This window comes from Sorangium sp. So ce590, from assembly GCF_051521365.1.
GTDB lineage: Bacteria > Myxococcota_A > Polyangia > Polyangiales > Polyangiaceae > Sorangium.
Map to the genome: position 1 here is coordinate 7,818,770 of NZ_CP150346.1, position 18,426 is coordinate 7,837,195.

11 protein-coding genes are annotated in these 18,426 nt (G+C 73.6%); 7 read left to right on the forward strand and 4 right to left on the reverse strand.

Annotation, left to right across the window (positions count from 1 at the left end; genetic code table 11):
• Positions 1 to 57 precede the first annotated feature (57 nt).
• A complete protein-coding gene (locus WMF28_RS29330; protein ID WP_437596637.1) occupies positions 58 to 1,491 on the reverse strand; it encodes a DUF6986 family protein in 1,434 nt (477 codons plus the stop codon).
• A gap of 213 nt (positions 1,492 to 1,704) precedes the next feature.
• On the opposite strand from WMF28_RS29330, the gene WMF28_RS29335 reads away from it, so the two are divergent.
• On the forward strand, positions 1,705 to 3,975 hold the full coding sequence (locus WMF28_RS29335) for an alkaline phosphatase D family protein (protein WP_437596638.1): 2,271 nt from the start codon (positions 1,705 to 1,707) through the stop codon (positions 3,973 to 3,975).
• 88 nt (positions 3,976 to 4,063) lie between these two features.
• On the opposite strand, the gene WMF28_RS29340 is transcribed toward WMF28_RS29335, so the two are convergent.
• Positions 4,064 to 5,326, reverse strand: a complete 1,263-nt coding sequence (locus WMF28_RS29340) for a hypothetical protein (RefSeq protein WP_437596639.1) — start codon at positions 5,324 to 5,326, stop codon at positions 4,064 to 4,066.
• Positions 5,323 to 7,332, reverse strand: a complete 2,010-nt coding sequence (locus WMF28_RS29345) for a zinc ribbon domain-containing protein (protein ID WP_437596640.1) — start codon at positions 7,330 to 7,332, stop codon at positions 5,323 to 5,325. The genes WMF28_RS29340 and WMF28_RS29345 overlap by 4 nt, the downstream gene beginning before the upstream one ends.
• Before the next feature lie 145 nt (positions 7,333 to 7,477).
• Between WMF28_RS29345 and hisF the strand changes: the two genes are divergently transcribed.
• From hisF to WMF28_RS29375, 6 genes are all read left to right on the forward strand, one after another.
• A complete protein-coding gene (gene hisF, locus WMF28_RS29350; protein ID WP_437596641.1) occupies positions 7,478 to 8,281 on the forward strand; it encodes an imidazole glycerol phosphate synthase subunit HisF in 804 nt (267 codons plus the stop codon).
• Complete coding sequence (locus WMF28_RS29355; protein WP_437596642.1) at positions 8,278 to 10,659, forward strand: hypothetical protein; 2,382 nt, start codon at positions 8,278 to 8,280, stop codon at positions 10,657 to 10,659. Before hisF ends, WMF28_RS29355 begins: the two co-directional genes overlap by 4 nt.
• A gap of 33 nt (positions 10,660 to 10,692) precedes the next feature.
• Positions 10,693 to 11,076 carry a TerB family tellurite resistance protein gene (locus tag WMF28_RS29360; protein ID WP_437596643.1) on the forward strand — a complete coding sequence of 128 codons (384 nt, stop codon included), beginning with the start codon at positions 10,693 to 10,695 and terminating at the stop codon, positions 11,074 to 11,076.
• A 319-nt stretch (positions 11,077 to 11,395) separates the two neighbouring features.
• A complete protein-coding gene (locus WMF28_RS29365; RefSeq protein WP_437596644.1) occupies positions 11,396 to 13,009 on the forward strand; it encodes a delta-60 repeat domain-containing protein in 1,614 nt (537 codons plus the stop codon).
• Positions 13,010 to 13,149: 140 nt separating this feature from the next.
• Positions 13,150 to 14,601: an imelysin family protein gene (locus WMF28_RS29370; RefSeq protein ID WP_437596645.1), complete on the forward strand. Its 1,452-nt coding sequence runs from the start codon at positions 13,150 to 13,152 to the stop codon at positions 14,599 to 14,601.
• Positions 14,588 to 16,057 carry an HTTM domain-containing protein gene (locus WMF28_RS29375; protein ID WP_437596646.1) on the forward strand — a complete coding sequence of 490 codons (1,470 nt, stop codon included), beginning with the start codon at positions 14,588 to 14,590 and terminating at the stop codon, positions 16,055 to 16,057. Before WMF28_RS29370 ends, WMF28_RS29375 begins: the two co-directional genes overlap by 14 nt.
• An 18-nt stretch (positions 16,058 to 16,075) precedes the next feature.
• Here the strand turns inward: WMF28_RS29375 and WMF28_RS29380 are convergent, their stop codons facing one another.
• A complete protein-coding gene (locus WMF28_RS29380; RefSeq protein ID WP_437596647.1) occupies positions 16,076 to 18,337 on the reverse strand; it encodes a TonB-dependent receptor family protein in 2,262 nt (753 codons plus the stop codon).
• Positions 18,338 to 18,426 lie beyond the last annotated feature (89 nt).

Sequence of the window (18,426 nt, forward strand, 5' to 3'; positions counted from 1 at the left end):
GGCCCGGGCCCGCGGCCCGTGCCCCTTGTGCGATGCGTCCGTTCCGATGCTCTCCTATCACACGCTCCGGCGCGCCACGATGGCATGGAAGGATCGCCCCCTGAGCTCGTCCGGCGTGAGGCCGGTCCTCTCCGCCGCCTCGACCTCCGTCATCGCGCCCGCGCTGATCGCGCGCAGGAAGAAGCGCAGGAGCCCCTGCCCCGTCGCGGCGTCGTCGAACACCGTCCCGGCGACGGTCGCCTGGGCGGCCCGCTCGATGAAGCCCCGCAGCCGGGCAGAGCTCGCCTCGACGCCCTCCAGGAAGAAGGCGTAGGTGGCCGCGTAGCGCACCGGGAGCTCCGCCGGGTGCAGGTCCCAGCCCTGGTAGTAACCGCTCCCGAGCGCGCGACGGACCTGCTCGTACTTCAGCCGCCATGCGCCCACGACGGCGCGGCGGTTGTCCTCCATCTGCTGCGGTGTGAGCGGCGCCCCGCCGGGCCGCGCGCGGTGCGGCGCGACGGGCAGGACGTTGCTCGCGCCGTCGGAGAGCCAGACCCCCGAGCCGGCCAGGGCTATCTGCATCACGTGTCGCGCGAAGTCGCACGCCGGGTGGGCAAGGTGCTGATGCGCGGCCGTGATCTCGCAGCTCGCCGTGTAATCGTAAGCACCGAAGTGCGCCCCCGCGCACCGCCCGCGGGCCGCCTCGACCATCCCGGGCAACGCGATCTCCCCGCGCGGGCCGAGGATCGACGCCGGCGTCTCGACCATCAGCTCGATCCGGATCGAGCCCGCGGGCAGGCGCAGCGCGCCCTCGAGCGCGTCGAGGGCGTCTGCCAGCGCGGAGACCTGCTCGGGCGCGACAACCTTCGGCAACGTCACAACGAAGCCGGGCGGGAGCGCGCCGCCCGAGGCGGCGACGAGCGAGGAGAGGAAGAGGTCGAGCGTCCTCAGGCTCCGCTCGGCGCATTCGTCGCCGAGCGACTTGATCCTGATCCCGAGGAACGGCGGCAGGCCGCCCGCGGCCATGCCGAGGGCGACCTCGCGCGCGGCGGCGGCGGCGTGCGCGTCCTCCTCGTGGCCTGGGCGCACGCCGTAGCCGTCCTCGAAGTCGATGCGCAGGTCCTCCACGGGCTCGCGGCGGAGCTTGTCGAGCACGCGTGCGTACACGGCGTGCGCGAGCCTCGCCGGCCCGGAGGCGCGCGCCGCCGCGCCGCCGCCGGCCTCGATCGCGGCCGAGAGCGCGAGGGCCTCGGCGCGCTCCTCCGGGAGCCCGTCGGCCCCTGGCAGGCCGATCGCCCGGGCGAAGACGGCGAAGTCGGGGGCGTGCTCGTCGACGACGCGGAGCGCCACCGCCCCGAGCTTCCGGGCCGTGTCGGCCTTGAACAGGTGGGCGCCGCCGTAGACGGTATGGACCGGCTGGCGCGCGCCGGCGCGGCCCCGCTCGGGATGCCCGCCGCGGAGGCGCGCGAGGGCGCCGCGCAGCGCTTCAGGGGAGAGGTTGGTCTGGAACATGACATCCTTTCAGCGGGTCGAGCCCGCACGAGAGGCCGCCTTACTCGGCACGTCAAGTAGCCCTCGCGCCCTTCGCGCGGAGGCGCCATGCTGCGGCCCGCGGCGCCCGAGCGAGCCCGAGGAGCGCGCGGGCGCGCGGCGCGAGGGCGGGCCCGGCGCCGCCGTTGCGCGCGCAGCGCCCGGGGTGTATCCGTCGTTGGAGGACTTCAATCGATGATGAGACGTCGAGACTTTCTTCGCGCCACCCTGGTGACCGCCGGCTCGGTGGTCGTGTCGACTTCCTGCACCGACGAAGAGGGCGGGCCCGGCGCGTGCGATGTACAAGAGGATGACGCGTCCTTTCCCCAGTCGGTGGCCTCCGGAGACCCGAAGCCCGACAGCGTCGTGCTGTGGACCCGGCTCGTCGACAGCGACCAGAAGACGGATCTCAGCCTGTCGCTCGTCGTCGCGCTCGACGAGGGGTTCACGCAGCTCGTGACGCTCAAGGCGACCTCCGGCAACGCGGCCACCGTGGGTTCGAACAGCACGCGGTTCCCCGTGACCGCCCGGGCGGAGTTCGATCACTGCGTCAAGGTCAAGGTGAGCGGCCTGAGCGCCGGGACCACCTACTATTACCGCTTCTACTACACGACGGGAGACGGCTGTGTCAGCTCGCGCATCGGCCGGACGCGGACGGCGCCGGCGCCCGACGCGGACGTGCCTGTGCGCTTCGCCTTCGTGTCGAGTCAGGACTACGTCGGTCGCTACTACAACGCGTATGCGGCCCTGGCGAGACAGCAGCTCGATTTCATCGTCCACCTCGGGGACTACATCGTCGAGACGACCGGCGATCCGAGCTTCCAGGCCCCCTCGGAGGAGCGCAAGATCACCTTCTCGGACGCGAACGGCGCCATCGCCTTCGAGCCGGCGCAGGGCGCCCCGTACCACGCCGCCAAGTCGCTGAGCAACTACCGGGAGCTCTACAGGACGTACCGGTCCGACCGGGCGCTCCAGAGGGTGCACGAGCTGTTTCCCATGATCGCCGTCTGGGGCGATCACGAGTTCTCGGGCGATTGCCACGGCGCGACAGCGACCTATTTCAACGGCCGGCAGCCGGAGACGGACGAGGAGCGGCGCAAGGCGGCGAACCAGGCCTGGTTCGAGTACATGCCGGTCGATTACACGGCGGGCGACGACTTCCGCTACAGCAAGACGGTCGAGTACCCCGAGGACATCACCATCTACCGGGACTTCACCTTCGGAAAGCACGTCCACCTCGTGATGACGGATCTCCGCACCTACCGCGCGGATCACCTGATCCCGGAGGACGGCTTCCCGGGTAAGATCTTCGCGAAGATCGGCGCTTTTGGCGCCCCGAACGACGTGCCCGAGCTAGCGGGCAACTACATCGAGAACATCGATACCTTCGAGGACGGCTACTACGCGAACGTGCTGAAGGAGGCCGCGCCCGTGCTCGGCTTCGATCCGAGCCTCGGGTACACGCAGGACGAGCGGCCCCGCACCATCAGCGTCGCCTTCGTCAATGCGATCGTGGAGAAGCTGAACGAGCAGGGGGCAGAGCCGCCGCTGGACCTCATCGACCCAAGCGTGAGCGCCTTCTGGGATCGCGGGCTCGCCTACGTCGATCTCGGAAAGTACGTCGATCTCGCGCTCGAGAAGCCCGACTTCTACAGCGCGTTCGGGTCGCGCTATTTCGTGGTCAAGGACACCTTCGATGCGGCCTCGCTGATCGCGTTCAAATCGACGCCCGCCGAGGCCATGGTCATGGGGGAGGCACAGCTGGCGTGGTTCAAGGACAAGATCAACGGGTCCAAGAGCACATGGAAGGTGTGGGGAAACGAGTACTGCCTTTCACAGCTCGCCATCGATATAACGATGTCCGCCACAGAGCCGGTCAACCGGCGCTTCTACCTGAGCTGCGACGGCTGGGACGGCTTCCGCGAGCAGCGGAACGCGCTGCTCCGCGAGATCGCGGCCCCCAACGTGGTGGCGATCTCGGGCGATCCCCACGCCTTCTTCGCAGGGACGCCGGCCGTCGACAGCGCCGACGCCGACCCGCCGAAGATCGTGGAGTTCGTCGGCGCCGCGATCTCGTCGACGACGTACCAATCGCGGCTGCAGAAACAGGTGGCCAGCCATCCGCTGCTGAAGAACGTCAACGAGATGGCGAACATCGCCGAGCTCATCAACGTCGACCCCTCCGAGTCCAAAGCGACGATCAATCCGTACCTCGCCTTCAGCAACACAACGAGCAACGGATTCTGCATCGCCGAGGCGAACGCCGAGGAGTTCGTCGTGAGCATGCACATGCTCCCCGCCGACGCGCTCGCGAAGCCCCTGTACGAGGAGGCCGACGCGGCGACGCTCGACGACCAGATCACGATCACGCGGTTCAGGACGGCCGCGGGCGAGTCGGAGCTGTACGTGGACGAGGAGGGCACCTGGAAGAAGTGGACCCCGAACACGACGAGCCAGGACGGCTGACCCACGGCCGTCCCCGATGCACCGCGCGGGCGCGTTGACCGCACGCGCGCGGCCGGCCGCAGGGGGCGCCAGGGCCCGGGCGCGCGGCTCAGCGCGCCAGCATCACCACGGTGCCGTCACGGCAAGCGATCGCCATCCGCTCCTCGCCCGCAGGGACGACGGCGACCGGGGCAGCGCAGACACGCTCGGCGGCGATCGAGACGTTGCCGTCCGCCTCGACAACGCCGGCACGGCCTCCCGCACGCACGAAGCCGACGCGGCCCGTGCGATCGATCACGACCGGCGGGCTCGGCTTCGCGTCCGCCGCGCCCAGGAAGCCGGAGAGCCCGGCGGCGGGCGGGGCGGCGAGAGGCCGGTCGATGGCGACCCGGAGCGCCTCGTTGCCCGAGGCGTCGACCCCGAGGAGCAGGCCGACGGTCGAGAGGACCACGGCCACGCCGCCGACGCCGACGGCGGGCGGCCCGTCGAGCCCGCCGAAGGCGCCGCCGACGCGGACCCCGGTGGTCCCGGTCGGCAGATCCAGCGCGACGAGGCGGCGGCCGTCGATGACCGCGAGCAGCGTGCGGGCGTCGGCGAGCGCGGCGCCGCGGCGGGGCAGGCCGCCGAGGGAGCCGAGCCGCCTCGGCGCGCTGGGCGGACGCCAGGTCAGCACCGCGCCCGACTCGGTGGTGACGAGCGTGCCGCCGGGGCCCGCGAGCAGGGCGCCGGTCGCGCGCTCCGGGATCTCGGCGCGGGCGCGCACGCTCCCGTCCGCGGCGAGCTCGACGAGGGAGCGCCCCGCGGCGACCACGAGCCCGCCGTCGTCGAGCGCGAGCGGCGTCACGTCGGCGTCGCGCCCGCGGAGGCCAAGGGGGACCGCGAAGCGCACGCTCCCCGCAGGCGTGAGCCCGACGGCGAGGCCGGACGAGGTGATCAGCGCGAGGGTGCCGTCGCTCGTGATCGCGGCGGGCGCGAGCGGCGCGCTGTCGCCGATGCGCACGCGCCAGCGCTCCCGGCCGTCGGCGCCGAGCTTGACGACCTCGGGGACGGTCAGCGTGAGGAGGAGGTCGCCGTCGGCGTCGACGAGCGGCGCCGCGTCGATGCCGGCGCGGAGCTGCCTCCGCCACGCCTCGCGCGCAGGGATGGGCAGCCGCGCCGCGGAGCGGCCGGTGCGGTGCGCGTCGAGCCGGTCGCTCGGGGCGAAGCCGCGGGGCGCGCCGACCACGATCGTGCGCGGCCGGCTCGTGTCCACCGCGTCGGCGAAGGCGAGCGGCGCCTCGGCGGGGAGCAGGGCCGCGGCCGCGGCGAGGCCCGCCCTCCAGAGGCGACGCGGCCGGCGCGGGCCGCGCTCTGTCGCGCGCGCGGCGCTCATCGGCCACCCTTCAGGGTGAACTCGACCCACACCTCGGGGATCTCGGCGCCGCCCGGCGCGGCGAACGGGGGCGCGACGCTGCCATAGGCGGTGAGGACGTCCCCGCGCTGGGCGGGGTTCTCGGCGCCGTGGACGAGCCGGACCTTGCACGCATCCGGCGAGCGCGCCGCGGCGCCGGGGCTCGCGCTCGCGGCGGTCGCGCCGGCCTCCTTGCAGCCGGAGGCGGGCGGAACCGAGAGCAGGATCAGCGTCGAGTACCCCTGCCGGCGCGCCTCGAGGACCTCGCCGGTCAGCGCGATCGGCTTGCCGATGTGGTCCTTCCCGCCCGCGGCGAGCTCGGCGTAGCCGATGGGACCGCGGCCGGCGAACTCCTTCGCGGCGGCGGCGAGCCGGTCGACCCGGCGCACCGCGATCTTCGCGATGCGCGGCGCCATGCCCTGCATCTTGGCGCGCACCTCGAACTGGGTCGCGCCCACGGATGAGACGTTCATCACGTGCGCGAAGGTGCCGTCGGGGCGGACCGCGATCGGGTGCGCGCCGGCGAAGAGCTGGGCCCCGCGGGCCGTGCGCCCGGCGAGCACGAAGCTCTCCTTGTCGATGACCACGCTCGGGCCGGGCGCCTCGATGCCGAGCGGGACGATGCCGACCGCGACGCTCACCATGCCCTGCTCGCGCGGGCCGTCGGGCGGCGCGACGGTGTACGGCACCTGCCGGCTCAAGGTCTTCGTCTCGTCCGAGAGCCCGGTGACCGCCGCGGTGACGTCGATCGACTCGATGGCCCGGCCGCTCGTGAGCGCGACCTCCTTGCCGTCGAGGATCACCTGCGTGCCCTTGCTCGCCTCGACCACGACCTGGATCGACGGGCGCTCCCCTTGCAGGGTGCCGAGGTCGGGGCGGATCCGGTAGGCGACGTGGATGGAGACGCCGACCGTCTCGTCGCGCCCCCTCCCGGGGCGGTCGATGGCGACCTTCATCCGGTTTTCGCCGACGGAGAGCGGGCTCGCGAGCGGGATCTGCGCGACGCGGGCGGCGATGGTCGCGCGGCCCTCGCCGATGGAGACCGCCGTGCCGTCGGGGCAGCTGTCGCACCGGAGCTCGATGACCTCGCGGCCGCCGGCGTCGGCGCGGGCGCGCGCGGTCACCGGGGGCGCGCTCGGCCAGAGCAGCGCGAACAGGACGGCGCCGAGCGCGAGCACGCCGCCCGCGGCGACGACGACGACGGCCCGACGGGACGTGCGCGCGCGCGTGCTCGGCGGCGCCGGCGCCAGCCGCTGCTTCAGGCGCTGCGGGCGCATGAGCGCCGGGTTCCGCAGCGCCGGGGCACGGAAGCGCATGGGGGCGATCGTCGCGCCGAGCTCGCCGGCCGGCTGGTAGCGCGCCTCGAGCTCGGGATCGGGCTCGGCCGGGGCGCCGGGCGCGAGCGGCGCGATGCCGGGCCGAGCGACGCCGACCAGCGTGCGGGACGCTGCCGGCGGCGGCGCCGGACCGCGCGCCGCGGGGAGGCTCGGGGCGAGCGGCACGGTAGAGTCGAGGAGCTGCGCGCCCGGCGGCGGGTACGCCGGTGCGCCCGGCGGCGGGTACGCCGGCGCGCCCGGCGGCGGGTACACAGGCGCGCCCGGCCGCGCCGGCGCATCGAAGCGCGCGCCTGACGCGACTGCGCCCGGGGTCCCGACGGCAAGCGTGCCCCCGGACAGGCGCGGATCCGCCTGCACGGGCGCCTGGCCGAAGATCGCGGCGGGCATGCCGACGATCGTGCGCGATGCGGCGCTCGGCGCGCCGGCCATGGGCGGCAGCGCGGCCTTGCCGTGGCCCGCGCCGCCCGGATCGGCCGGGGCGGGCGGCGTCTGCCGGAGCAGGTCGGGGAGCGCGACGCCGACCATGGTGCGGGCCACGGGCTTCAGGCCGTGATGGCCCGCCGCTCCGCCCGGCGGCATGAGCGCGGCGCCACAGTGCGGGCACGCGTTCGAGCCCTCGGGGATGGGTTTCCCGCAGTGCGGGCAATGCATGGGCGCCATGGTAGCGAGGAACCGCGGCGCGGTCAGGCTCCGGGCGTCCAGTCCACGCGCGGCCCCATCGCTGCGACGGAAACGCCGGCGAAAGCGCGCCTCGCAACAGTTGGCCCACGCGCGGCAGGTACGCTAACGCCCACGTATGCTCGCGAAGCGCATCATCCCGTGCCTCGACGTCAAGGACGGCCGCGTCGTGAAGGGCGTCCGCTTTGTGGGGCTGCGGGACGCCGGCGATCCCGTCGAGGCCGCCCGCCGTTACGACGCCGAGGGCGCCGACGAGATCACGTTCCTCGACATCACCGCGTCGCACGAGAAGCGCGGCATCATCCTGGACGTCGTGGCGCGCACGGCGGACGTGCTGTTCACCCCGCTGACGGTCGGCGGCGGCGTCAAGTCCGAGGAGGACATTGAGGCGCTCCTCCACGCCGGGGCCGACAAGGTGGCGATCAACACCGCGGCCGTGAACGATCCCGACCTCGTGCGCCGCGCCGCGGACCGGTGGGGCGCGCAGGCGATCGTGGTGGCGATCGACGCGCGCCGGATCGCCGATCCCTCGCGTGTGGCCTGGACCGTGGTGACCCACGGCGGCCGGCGGGATACGGGGCGCGACGCGGTCGCGTGGGCCGAGGAGATCGCGCGCGCGGGCGCCGGCGAGCTGCTCGTCACGAGCATGGACCGCGACGGCACGCGGGACGGGTACGACCTCCTGCTGACGGCCGCCATCGCGCGGGCCGTGCCGGTCCCGGTGATCGCGTCGGGCGGCGTCGGGACGCTGGATCACCTGCGCGCCGGCCTCGTCGAGGGCGGCGCCGACGCCGCGCTCGCCGCGTCGATCTTCCACGACGGCGAGTACACGATCGGCGAGGCGAAGGCGTACCTCGCGGCGGCGGGGGTGCCGGTCAGGCCGGCGCGCGCGAGCGACGCGGCGGCGCGGGGGCTCTCGTGAGCGCCTGCGTCACGCTGGAGGAGGTGCTCGCGGCGGCGCACGCGCGGTGCGCCTCGCTGGTGCCGGAGACCTCGGGCTACCTCGCGCTGGCGGTCAGCGACGCGACGTCGCGCCTGCCCCTCCGGCTCGACCATCGCGCGGTGCTGCTCACGACCGAGGGCACCGTCACGCTGCGCTCGCGCGGCGAGGCGGTGGCGCCCGCGGAGGCGGCGCGGCTGCTGCGCGATCTGCTCGCGCGGCTGCTCGCCTCGTCCGCGGGCAGCATGCCGAGCCTCGCGGCGACCGCGCGCCCGCGCCCCGCGTCCGAGCAGGACCCGGACGCGGTGGCGCGCGAGCTCGAGGCCGCGCTGATCCCGGTGAACCGCAACGCCGCCCGGCGCGCGCTGGCGCGGCTCGCCCGCGAGACGCTGCGCGCCAAGGAGGCCGGCCGGCTGAAGCGCGCGCGGGCGGAGGTCCAGGCGAGGCCCGCGGCGCAGGAAGCGAGCGAGAGGGCGCAGCCGCCGCCCGCGCGATCGCAGCACGAGCCGCGCGCCGAGGCAGCGGTCGCGCCCCGCGGCCAGGCCGCCGTGGCGCCGCGTGACCCAGCCGCCGCGATGCGCGACGAGGCCGCGCCGCCGGCGCCGGCGATCGTGGCGCTCACCCTCAGCCCCGGGCCGATCGCGCCTGCGATCGTGGAGCTCACCCTCAGTCCCGGGCCGGTCGCGTGCGAGACCGCCGGGCCGCCGCTCCAGGCCTCTGCGGTGGCGGGCGAGGTCGCCGGGACCTCGGCCGTCGAGCCGTCTCCCGAGCATGCCGCGCGCTCCGAGGCGCAGACCGGCGCGGTCGAGCCCCCCACGCACGCCGGCGCGCAAGCCGAGGCCTTCCCGGAGCCGACACCCACCATCGTGCAGGCGGTGGTGGAGATCGAGACGGCCGGAGCGCCGGCCGAGGTCCCGGTGATCCCGGAGCTCATCGAGCCTGTGCGGTCGATCGCGCCCGTGGCGCTCATCGCGTCGAGCTCGCCGATCGCGCCGGCGGTGGCGGCCGTCGCACCTGAAGGGACGCGCGCCGTGGCAGGATCATCGCCCGTCGCCTGCGCCTCGGGGTACGGGGAGGCGCTCACGAGCCCCGAGGGGATCGAGGTGTTCCTCGTCGACTTCTCCCCTGCCCCCGCCCGCGTCGCGCCGCCTCCCCGGGAGCCTACGCCGACCGACTCGATCCTCGTCGAGCTCTCGCCGGATCCCGCCGGCGTCGTCCCGCTCTCGCAGGAGCCGACGCCCACCGTGGCCACGGCCGTATGGGCGGAGAGGATGGCGGCCGAGGGCGCCGCGGCCAACCACCTGGCGGAGGCGCCCGCCGGGGCGACCGAGGTTCCGGCGGAGGCCGTCGAGGTTCCGGCGGAGGCCGGCGAGGTTCCGGCGGAGGCCGGCGAGGTTCCGGCGGAGGCCGGCGAGGTTCCGGCGGAGGCCGGCGAGGTTCCGGCGGAGGCCGTCGAGGTTCCGGCGGAGGCCGTCGAGACTGCGCGCGCCCCCGCCATCCATTTCAAGGTCGAGGAGGCGGCAGCTCTCCAGGTCACCCCGGCCTACGACGGCTGGCCGCTCGTCCGTCGGGAGCACCTCGGCGCCGTGCCCGCGGGTCCTCGAGCGCCCGTCGCGTCGCTCGAAGAAACGCCGGAAGCGCGACACACGCTGCCCTGGCCCCTTCCGGCGCAGCGCGGCGACGGTGCTCCGGCCGCGGCGGCCCCGCCTGCGGCGGCCGAGACCTCGGCGGCGGTGGAGGCGGATGCCCCGGTGTCGGCGCTCGACGCCGTGCCGGCAGACCCGCCCGCGGACGCGGCCCCGGCGGAGGAGCCGTGCCCGGCGGGCCTCGCTCCCATCGACGCCATCGTGTGGAGCGCCTCGCGTCGATCCCGGAGCGCGCGCCCCCCGGCGGACGGCGCCGGAGCTTCCCGGGTCGACGAGCTCGTCGCGCGCTTCGTGGCGCAGTCGGAGCACAGCGCGCAGCGCCGCGCCGCGCGCAGCATGAAGGCGCTCGCAGGCCTCGACCTCACCCTCACGCCTCCCCCGGTCGCGGCTCTCTCCGCGAGCTCCGCGCTCGCCATCGCGGGCGTGCGCTCGCCCGTCCCCGGGGCGGGGCGTCCCGTTCCGTCCGAGCGCGCCGCGCCCGAAGCCGAGCCGGTCGCGCTGGACGAGGGCAGCAGGCCGCCTGCGCCCCTGGTGACCCGGCGCCGGAGAGGCCTGTCCCTGTGGCTCGCGCTCGTCGCGCTCGCCCTGCTCTTCGCCGGGCTCGCCGGGACGCTGCGGCCGGAGCTCTTCGCCTCGCTGGCCGGGCCGCTCGCGCGCGGCGCCCTGCACGTCGTGCCGCACGCGGAGGCGAGGACGCCGCCCCCTCACGATTGACGTTGCCCCGGAGGAGCGACGACACTCGTCGCCATGCAAGAGCAGAGCATGGCGATCGTGAAGTCGCTCGTGAGCGTGGCGTGGGCGGACGGCGAGCTCCACGACACCGAGCGCGAGATGGTGGAGGGGCTGATCGCGGCGTTCGAGGCAAGCGAGGACCAGGCCAAGGAGATCCGCGCCTACGCCGCCGAGCGGAAGACCCTGGACGACGTGCCCCTCGGCGAGCTCGGCGGCGACGACCGCCGCACGCTGCTCCAGCACGCGGTGCTGCTCACCTTCGTCGACGGCGAGCAGCACGACGCGGAGAAGCAGTACCTCGCCGCGCTGTGCAAGAAGCTCGAGATCCCCGAGCTCGAGTCCGAGCAGCTCATCCAGTCGGCCGAGGCCCGCGCCCGGCGCCTCCTCACCTTGCTCTGACGCGGCGGCGGCGGCGCCCGCGCGCTGCCAGCCCGAGCGGCATGACGTCGAGACCGCTGCGCGATTGAGGCGGACGGAAGACCGGCAGCAGGGATGCGCCGAGGATCGCCGTGGCACAGCTTCAATCCAGGCGATTCGCGCCTCGAGAACGGGCGTGGAGGCAACGCCGCGCTGCCCGTCCCGGCGAGATCCCCGGCAATCACCGGCCCATCGACGCGCCAGATCCAGCGGAATCTCTTGACAGAGCGGTCTTCCTGCACATACATTTCCGCCTCAGTTAGCGACTTTCATTATCATCTTCATGAAAGGGTCGTCGATCATGCCTTCGAGGAGAACCTGGCTGTCCGCTCATCGGACCGTTCTCGCGACGTTCGGAATTTCCTGGTGCGTGCTGTTCGGCGGGGTGGCTGCGTGCGGTGACGACACCGACGGCCAGGAGAATTCTGGAGGCGCCGGGGGTACAGGCGGTGCGACCTCGACGAGCAGCACCGGCGGGGGCGGTGAGGGCGGGGGCACCGGCGGCGCGAGCGAAGGCGGCGGCGGCGCGGGCGAAGGCGGCGGCACCGGCGGCGCGAGCGAAGGCGGCGGCGGCGCGGGCGAAGGCGGCGGCGGCGCGGGCGGCGGCACCGGCGGCGCGGGCGAAGGCGGCGGCACCGGTGAGGAGCCCTGGGCGGACGGCTTCGCAGGGGTCGTGGCGCTCGATGAGGCCGCCGACGACCGCTTCTGGGCCGTGGCGTTCGACGCCGAATCGAAGGCCTACGCCGCGGGACACGTGGCCGTGGAGGGCGACACCCACATGGTGGTGGCGCGCTTCAACACCGATGGCTCGCGCGACACCACCTTCGGCACGAACGGGATAGCGAAGGTCAACGTGGTCGCGGGCGGGACCGCAGAGACCGCGCGCGGCATCGTCCTGCAGTCCGACGGCAAGGTCGTGCTCGCGGGCAATGTCGAGCACGACCCGAGCGCCACGCCGCCCGACGCGGATCTCGCGGTCGTACGGTTCAACACCGACGGCACGCTCGACACGACCTTCGGCACGGACGGCATCGCCATCCACGATCTCGGCGCCGGTGACGGCAACACGGGCGACATGCTCTGGGGCGTCGACCGCGACATCGACGATCAGCTGGTCCTCTTCGCCTCCAAGAAGGCGGAAGGCCGCGCCGATCGAGACCGCGCGATCGTGCGGCTCACCGCGGACGGCGATCTGGACACCACCTTTGCGACCGAGGGGGTTCACACGCTCGACGTCGACGGGCTGAACCTGGGCGACAACCCGCGCAACGGGCTCGTGCAGCCCGACGGCAAGATCTTCTCTTCCGGTTACACGAGCGTGGGCGGCAGGAACCAGATCGTGCTGCTGCGGCTGAACGACGACGGGACCCCCGATACGACCTTCTCGTCGGACGGCGTCGTGAGGCTCGCGCCGTTCCCGGTCGGCATGGCCGAGGCCTACGGCGCGGCCCTCCAGTCGGACGGCAAGTACGTGACCACCGGATACGGGCGCGCCGAGGAGAGCGGCCCTGTGGACCTCGTGTCCTTCCGCGTCACGGCCACCGGCGGTTTCGACGCCTCCTGGGGCGTGAGCGGCGGCTTCCTGCTCGACGTGGCCGGCGACAACGATCGCGGGCGCAACCTCCTCGCCCTGCCCGACGATCGCGTCGTGATGGTCGGGAGCGCCACCCCCGCCACGGGGAATGTCGATGCCATGATCGCCGTGCTCGATCGGAACGGCGCCCCGGACGCGCGCTTTTCTCCGAGCGGACATCGGCTCTACAGCTTCGATCGTTCCGATGACTCGCTCTTCGGCGTCGCGGTGTCCCCGAACGGCGCCTGGATCGCGGCCGCCGGATACCGGTCCGACGGCAACGGGCCCGAGGACGACGACGCGACGCTGGTCCTGCTGCCGGTCCCGGCCCCGAGGGACTGACACGACCGATACGAGAGGCAGCGCGCTCCCCGCCTCGTGTTGACGGACGGGGAGCGACCGACGATCCTCCCGTGAAACGAGCCTCGGCCGCCGCGACGCCGCGGGGCCCGGGGCGAGCGCCCGTATCCCAGGAAGGCTGCATGAACAGCGTGAGGCCGAGAATGAACCGGGCCCCGAACGGGAGCGCAGCCCACCGCCTCCCGGCGGCGCTCCTGCTGTCGCTCGTCGGCGTCGCCACGGTCGTCGCGTGTCGCAAGCCTCCCCCGAACGAGGTTGTCTACACCGGCCAGAACGCGGGCCCCGGCGGCGCGCAGCCATCGGGCAGCGGCGGGGCTGCGCCCGCGCCTTCGACCGGGAGCGGCGCCGGGAGCGCCACGACGGCGAGCGCCACGACGGCGAGCGCCACGACGGGCGCCTCCACGAGCGCCGCGACCGGAGGCGCGGGGGGCGGCGAGCCGGGCGTCGGTGACGTCTGCGCCCCGGTCCCCATCGCTGAAGGCCCCTTCACGAAAGCCAAGCTGCTCTCGGCGGCCGCCGATTGCGCGCTGAACCGCGCCTGCGAGTTCGAGGCGCAGGCGCGCGCGCTCAGCGAGAGCGCCTCGGCCCTCGCCAGCGACCCGGGCGAGCCGAGCGCCTCCGCCGCGCGCGGCGCCTGGCTCGCCGCCATGACGGTCTGGCAGGAGGCAGAGATCTTCCGCTTCGGCCCCGCGGCGAGCTCCGCGCATCCTGGAGGGCAGGATCTCCGGGACCAGATCTACGCCTGGCCCCTCGTGAGCCGGTGCAAGATCGAGGAGCAGATCGTGAGCCGGGCCTACGCGCAACCGAGCTTCTCCTCGTCGCTCATCAACGCCCGCGGCCTCGCCGCGTTCGAGTACCTCGTCTTCCACGGTGGCGGCGACAACGCCTGCTCGCAGTTCTCGACCATCAACGCGAGCGGCACCTGGGCGGCGCTCGGCGCCGGAGAGCTCGCGCGGCGCAAGGCCGATTATGCCGCCGCGGTGGCCGCGGACGTGCTCACCCGCGCGGGCGCGCTCGCGCGCGTCTGGGCGCCCGAGGCGGGGAGCTTCCGGGAGAAGCTCACCCAGGCCGGCCACGGGAGCCCCGTCTTCGCGACCGAGCAGGACGCGCTCAACGCGGTGAGCGACGCGATGTTCTATGTCGAGAAGGAGCTCAAGGACTGGAAGCTCGGGCGGCCGCTCGGCTTCACCGCGGACTGCGTGACGCCCACCTGCCCGGAAGCGCTGGAGTCCCGCTTTGCCCTGGTCTCGGCGGCGCACCTCCGGGCGAACCTGAGAGGCTTCCGGCGCCTGTTTCAGGGCTGCGGCGAGGGCGGCGAGGGCGTCGGGTTCGACGACTGGCTGCGCGAGATCGGCTCGGGCGATCTCGCCGATCGCATGCTCTTGGCGCTCTCGGGAGCCCAGGCGGCCGTGGACGCGCTCGACCTGCCGATGGAGCAGGCGCTCGCGACCGACCGGGCGAAGGTCGAGGGGGTCTACAACGCCGTGAAGGCCCTGACGGACCTGCTCAAGACGGAGTTCGTCAGCGCGCTGAACCTCGAGCTGCCCCAGTCGTCGGAAGGTGACAACGACTGAGCTCCCTGACCGCGCGCCCTCCCGCGGGCTCGCGGCGGCGTGGTCGCGGGCGGCCGGGGCGCTGGCTCGCCCGGTCGATATCGCCTGGCTCGCCGCGTTCCGCGCCCTGTTCGGGCTCACGATGTGCGTGAGCATGGCGCGCTTCGTCGCGTACGGCTGGATCGACGAGCTCTTCGTCAAGCCGAGCTTTCATTTCAAGTACTGGGGCTTCGCCTGGGTCGAGCCGCTGCCGCCGGCCGGGATGCACGCCCTGTTCTGGGCGCTCGGGGCGCTCGCCCTGGCGATCGCCCTCGGCCTCATGTTCCGCGTCGCGGCGCCCTTGTTCGTCGTCGGCTTCACCTACCTGCAGGTCATCGACGTCACGACGTACCTCAACCACTACTACCTCGCGAGCCTGCTCGGCCTCCTGCTCGCGGTGTCGCCCGCGCACCGCGCCTGGTCCGTCGACGCGCTGTTCTCCCGGCGCCGCGAGCGCTCCGTCCCGGCCGCGTGGCTGTACCTGTTCCGCTTCCAGGTCGGCGTCGTCTACACGTTCGCGGGGCTCGCCAAGGCGCACGGCGACTGGCTCCTGCACGCGCAGCCGCTCAGGATATGGCTCGGCTCGCGCACCGACATGCCGGTCCTCGGCCCGCTCTTCACGCACCCGTGGGCCGCGCCGCTCATGAGCTGGGCGGGGTTCCTGTTCGACACAAGCATCGTCTGGCTGCTCCTCGTCCGGAGGCTCCGTCCCTTCGCCTACGTCGCGGTGATCCTGTTCCACGCCGTCACGCGCGCGCTGTTCCCGATCGGGATGTTCCCGGTGATCATGGTCCTGTCCGCGCTCGTGTTCTTTCCCCCGACGTGGCCCGGGTGGCTCGTCGCCCGGGCGCGCGCGCTCCTCGGCCACGGCAGCGCCGGCGGCCACGGCAGCGCCGGCGAGCGGCCCGCGCTCGCGGGCGACCTTGCCGCCTCGCCGGCGGCGCCCCCCGCGCGACGGCTGCGCGCGCTCGGGCTCGCGCTCGGCGCCGCGTACTGCGCGGTCCAGCTCGCGCTGCCGCTCCGGTTCCTGGCGTACGGCGGCAACGTGCGCTGGCACGAGCAGGGAATGCGCTTCTCGTGGCGCGTGATGGTCCGCGAGAAGAACGGGAGCGTCACCTTCATCGTCCGCAACACGCAGACCGGCCGGACGTGGCACGTGAGCCCGCGGGAGTACCTGACCCGCCAGCAGGAGCGCGAGATGGCGGGCCAGCCCGACCTCATCCTGCAGCTCTCTCGCCACATCCGGGGAGACTTCGAGCGCCGCGGCCGCGGGCCCGTGGAGGTGCGCGCCGACGCCCTCGTCTCGCTCAACGGCCGCCGCATCGCGCGCCTCATCGATCCTGGCGTCGACCTCGCCTCGGTCCGCGACGGCATCGCCCCGGCGTCTTACATCCTCCCGGGCCCGAAGGAGCGTCCGCCGCACCTCCGGCCGCTCTGATCGGCGCCAGGCTCCGCGTCAGAACGACGCCTTGGCCCCGACCTGGATCCAGCGCGGCGCGTTCGGCCGGGCGCCGAAGGGCCGGCGCGACACGATGTACTGGGAGCCGAGGATGTTGCGCGCGTTCGCGTAGAGCACGAGCGGCCCGACGACACGCACCTTGGCGCTCGCGTCGATCAGGAGCTGCTCGTCGGTGGCGAGCGCCTGGGACATGGGCTCGCCGCCGGCCTTCTCGCGCATCGCCGACACGTAGCTTGCGCCCACGACGACGCCGGCGCGCTCGTGCTCGACCCCGACCGACAGGCTCGCCTGGTGCCGCGGCACGTAGGGCATCTCGTCCCCCTTCGCCACCCGGCCGAAGATGGGGTCGTCCGAGGTGAAGCTCGAGAGAAACTCGGTCTGGGTGAGCGTGTAGGCCACGGTGATCGGCAGCTTCAGCTGGCCGAGCGGGACCTCGTGCTCGGCGTAGGCCTCGACGCCGTAGATCCGGGCCTCGCCCGCGTCGTACTGGCGGTCGAGATCCGCGTCGAGGCAGCCGCTCGAGAGCGTGCAGACGTCCGTGATGTTCGAGTAATCGTTGTAGTAGCCGATGAGCTCCGCGCGCAGCGGTCCGTCGGCGAAGCGCGCGCCGCCCTCGTAGTTCACGCTGAGCTCGGGCAGGACGTGCTCGTCGCTCCCCGGCGCCGGCGGGCTGAAGCCGCGGTAGACGCCGGCCAGGAGCCCGAGCGCCTCGGTGAGCGCGTAGTAGGCGCCGGCGCCGGGCAGGAGCGCCCGCGCGAGCCGCGTCTGCTCGCTCCCGGCCGCGCGATCCACGAACGCGGAGCGCATCATCTCGATCCGGACGCCGGGCGTCACCGTGAGCGATCTCCACGTGACCGCATCGCTCGCATGGAGCGCGGCCGCCTCGGTCCACGCCTCGTTGAACTGGGTCACGACGGTCGGGCCGCCGTCCGGCACGAGCGTGCCCCCGAGCACGTGAAACCCGTTCTCGCTGTGGCGGCGCTCGACCCGATCGTAGTGCAGGCGCAGGCCGTACTCGACGCGGTGCGAGACCGGCCCCGTGGTCGTGTTCCAGCGGACGCGGGTCTCCACGCCATGGGCGGCGAAGTCGCGCTCGTTGGGGCCGATGAGCAGCGTCTCTCCCGGCGTCGAGCTGTCGAGCTGCCCGGTGAGCACGGCGTAGTACACAGCGTTCTGCGGCGTGTCGGGGGCGGCGAGCACGTCGAACAGGTTGGCCCCGCGGAAGCCGTTCACCTTGCGCCACGCGCGCGAGAAGTCGCTCCGGTAGACGGTCGTCGTCACCGACAGGTCCGGGGACGGCTCGATCACGTGGGTCAAGGCGACCGCGGTGCGGTGGTTGCGCATCCGATCGAGCGCGCTCACGCCGTAGCGGCGGCGCGGGCTCGCCTCGAAGTCCTCGTCCGTGATGCCGAGGTACGTCTCGTTCGAGAGCTCTTCCGAGTACGTGAGCTTGAGGCGGAGCTCGTTCTTGATGCGCGCGGTCGGGTCGATGACGTAGCTGCCCTTGAGCATCACCTCGTTGCGGTAGAACCCGGTGTCCGCGCCGCCCGGGAGCTCCTTGAACCCGTCGCTCCGGAGGTGCACGCCCTCGACGAGGAAGTCCATCTGACCGTCGCTCGACCCGAGATAGCCGTGCGCCTTGCCGTAGCCGTACTCGCCGAGGGCGAGGTCGAGCGCGCCCGAGGCGAGCGACGGGGCGGAGCGGGTGATGAGATCCACCGTGCCGCCCACGGTCTGCGGGCCGTACGCGATGGCCCCTGGCCCCTTGATCACCCGCACGTTCGACATGCGCGTGATCAGGGGGAAGTAATAGGCTGCTGGCGCGGAGTACGGCGCAGGCGAGATGGGGACGCCGTCCTCCATGAGCGTCACCTTCTTGCTGCGATCGGGGTTGACGCCGCGCACACCGATGTTCGGCCGCAGGCCCAGCCCGTCCTCGCCCCTCACGTACACGCCTGGGACGCTGATCAGCACCGCGTGCGGGTCGTCGTGCTCGAAGCGCTCCAGCTGGCGGCTCTTGATCACATGGGCAGAGCCCGCGGTCCTCGTCACGCGCGTCCCCGCGACCGTGACCTCCGCCGGCGCTTCGCCACGAGGGGGCGGCGCCTGCTCCGGTGCGGCAGCGCCCTGGACCTCCACCGGCGCTCCGCCACGAGGGGGCGGCGCCTGCTCCGGCGCGGCAGCGCCCTGGACCTCCGCCGGCGCTTCGCCACGAGGGGGCGGCGCCTGCTCCGGTGCGGCAGCGCCCTGGACCTCCACCGGCGCTCCGACATCCGGAGGGGGACCCGAAGCAGAGGGGTCCCCTGGGCTCGGTTCAGGAGACTGCGCATGGGCGCGGGTCAGGGTGA

Excerpts from the sequence above, each read along its gene's own strand:
- hisF (WP_437596641.1), top strand. The coding sequence starts at position 7,478 with ATGCTCGCGAAGCGCATCATCCCGTGCCTCGACGTCAAGGACGGCCGC.
- WMF28_RS29370 (WP_437596645.1), top strand. The coding sequence starts at position 13,150 with ATGAACAGCGTGAGGCCGAGAATGAACCGGGCCCCGAACGGGAGCGCA.
- WMF28_RS29345 (WP_437596640.1), bottom strand. The coding sequence starts at position 7,332 with ATGCATTGCCCGCACTGCGGGAAACCCATCCCCGAGGGCTCGAACGCG.
- WMF28_RS29330 (WP_437596637.1), bottom strand. The coding sequence starts at position 1,491 with ATGTTCCAGACCAACCTCTCCCCTGAAGCGCTGCGCGGCGCCCTCGCG.
- WMF28_RS29365 (WP_437596644.1), top strand. The coding sequence starts at position 11,396 with ATGCCTTCGAGGAGAACCTGGCTGTCCGCTCATCGGACCGTTCTCGCG.
- WMF28_RS29340 (WP_437596639.1), bottom strand. The coding sequence starts at position 5,326 with ATGAGCGCCGCGCGCGCGACAGAGCGCGGCCCGCGCCGGCCGCGTCGC.
- WMF28_RS29335 (WP_437596638.1), top strand. The coding sequence starts at position 1,705 with ATGATGAGACGTCGAGACTTTCTTCGCGCCACCCTGGTGACCGCCGGC.
- WMF28_RS29360 (WP_437596643.1), top strand. The coding sequence starts at position 10,693 with ATGCAAGAGCAGAGCATGGCGATCGTGAAGTCGCTCGTGAGCGTGGCG.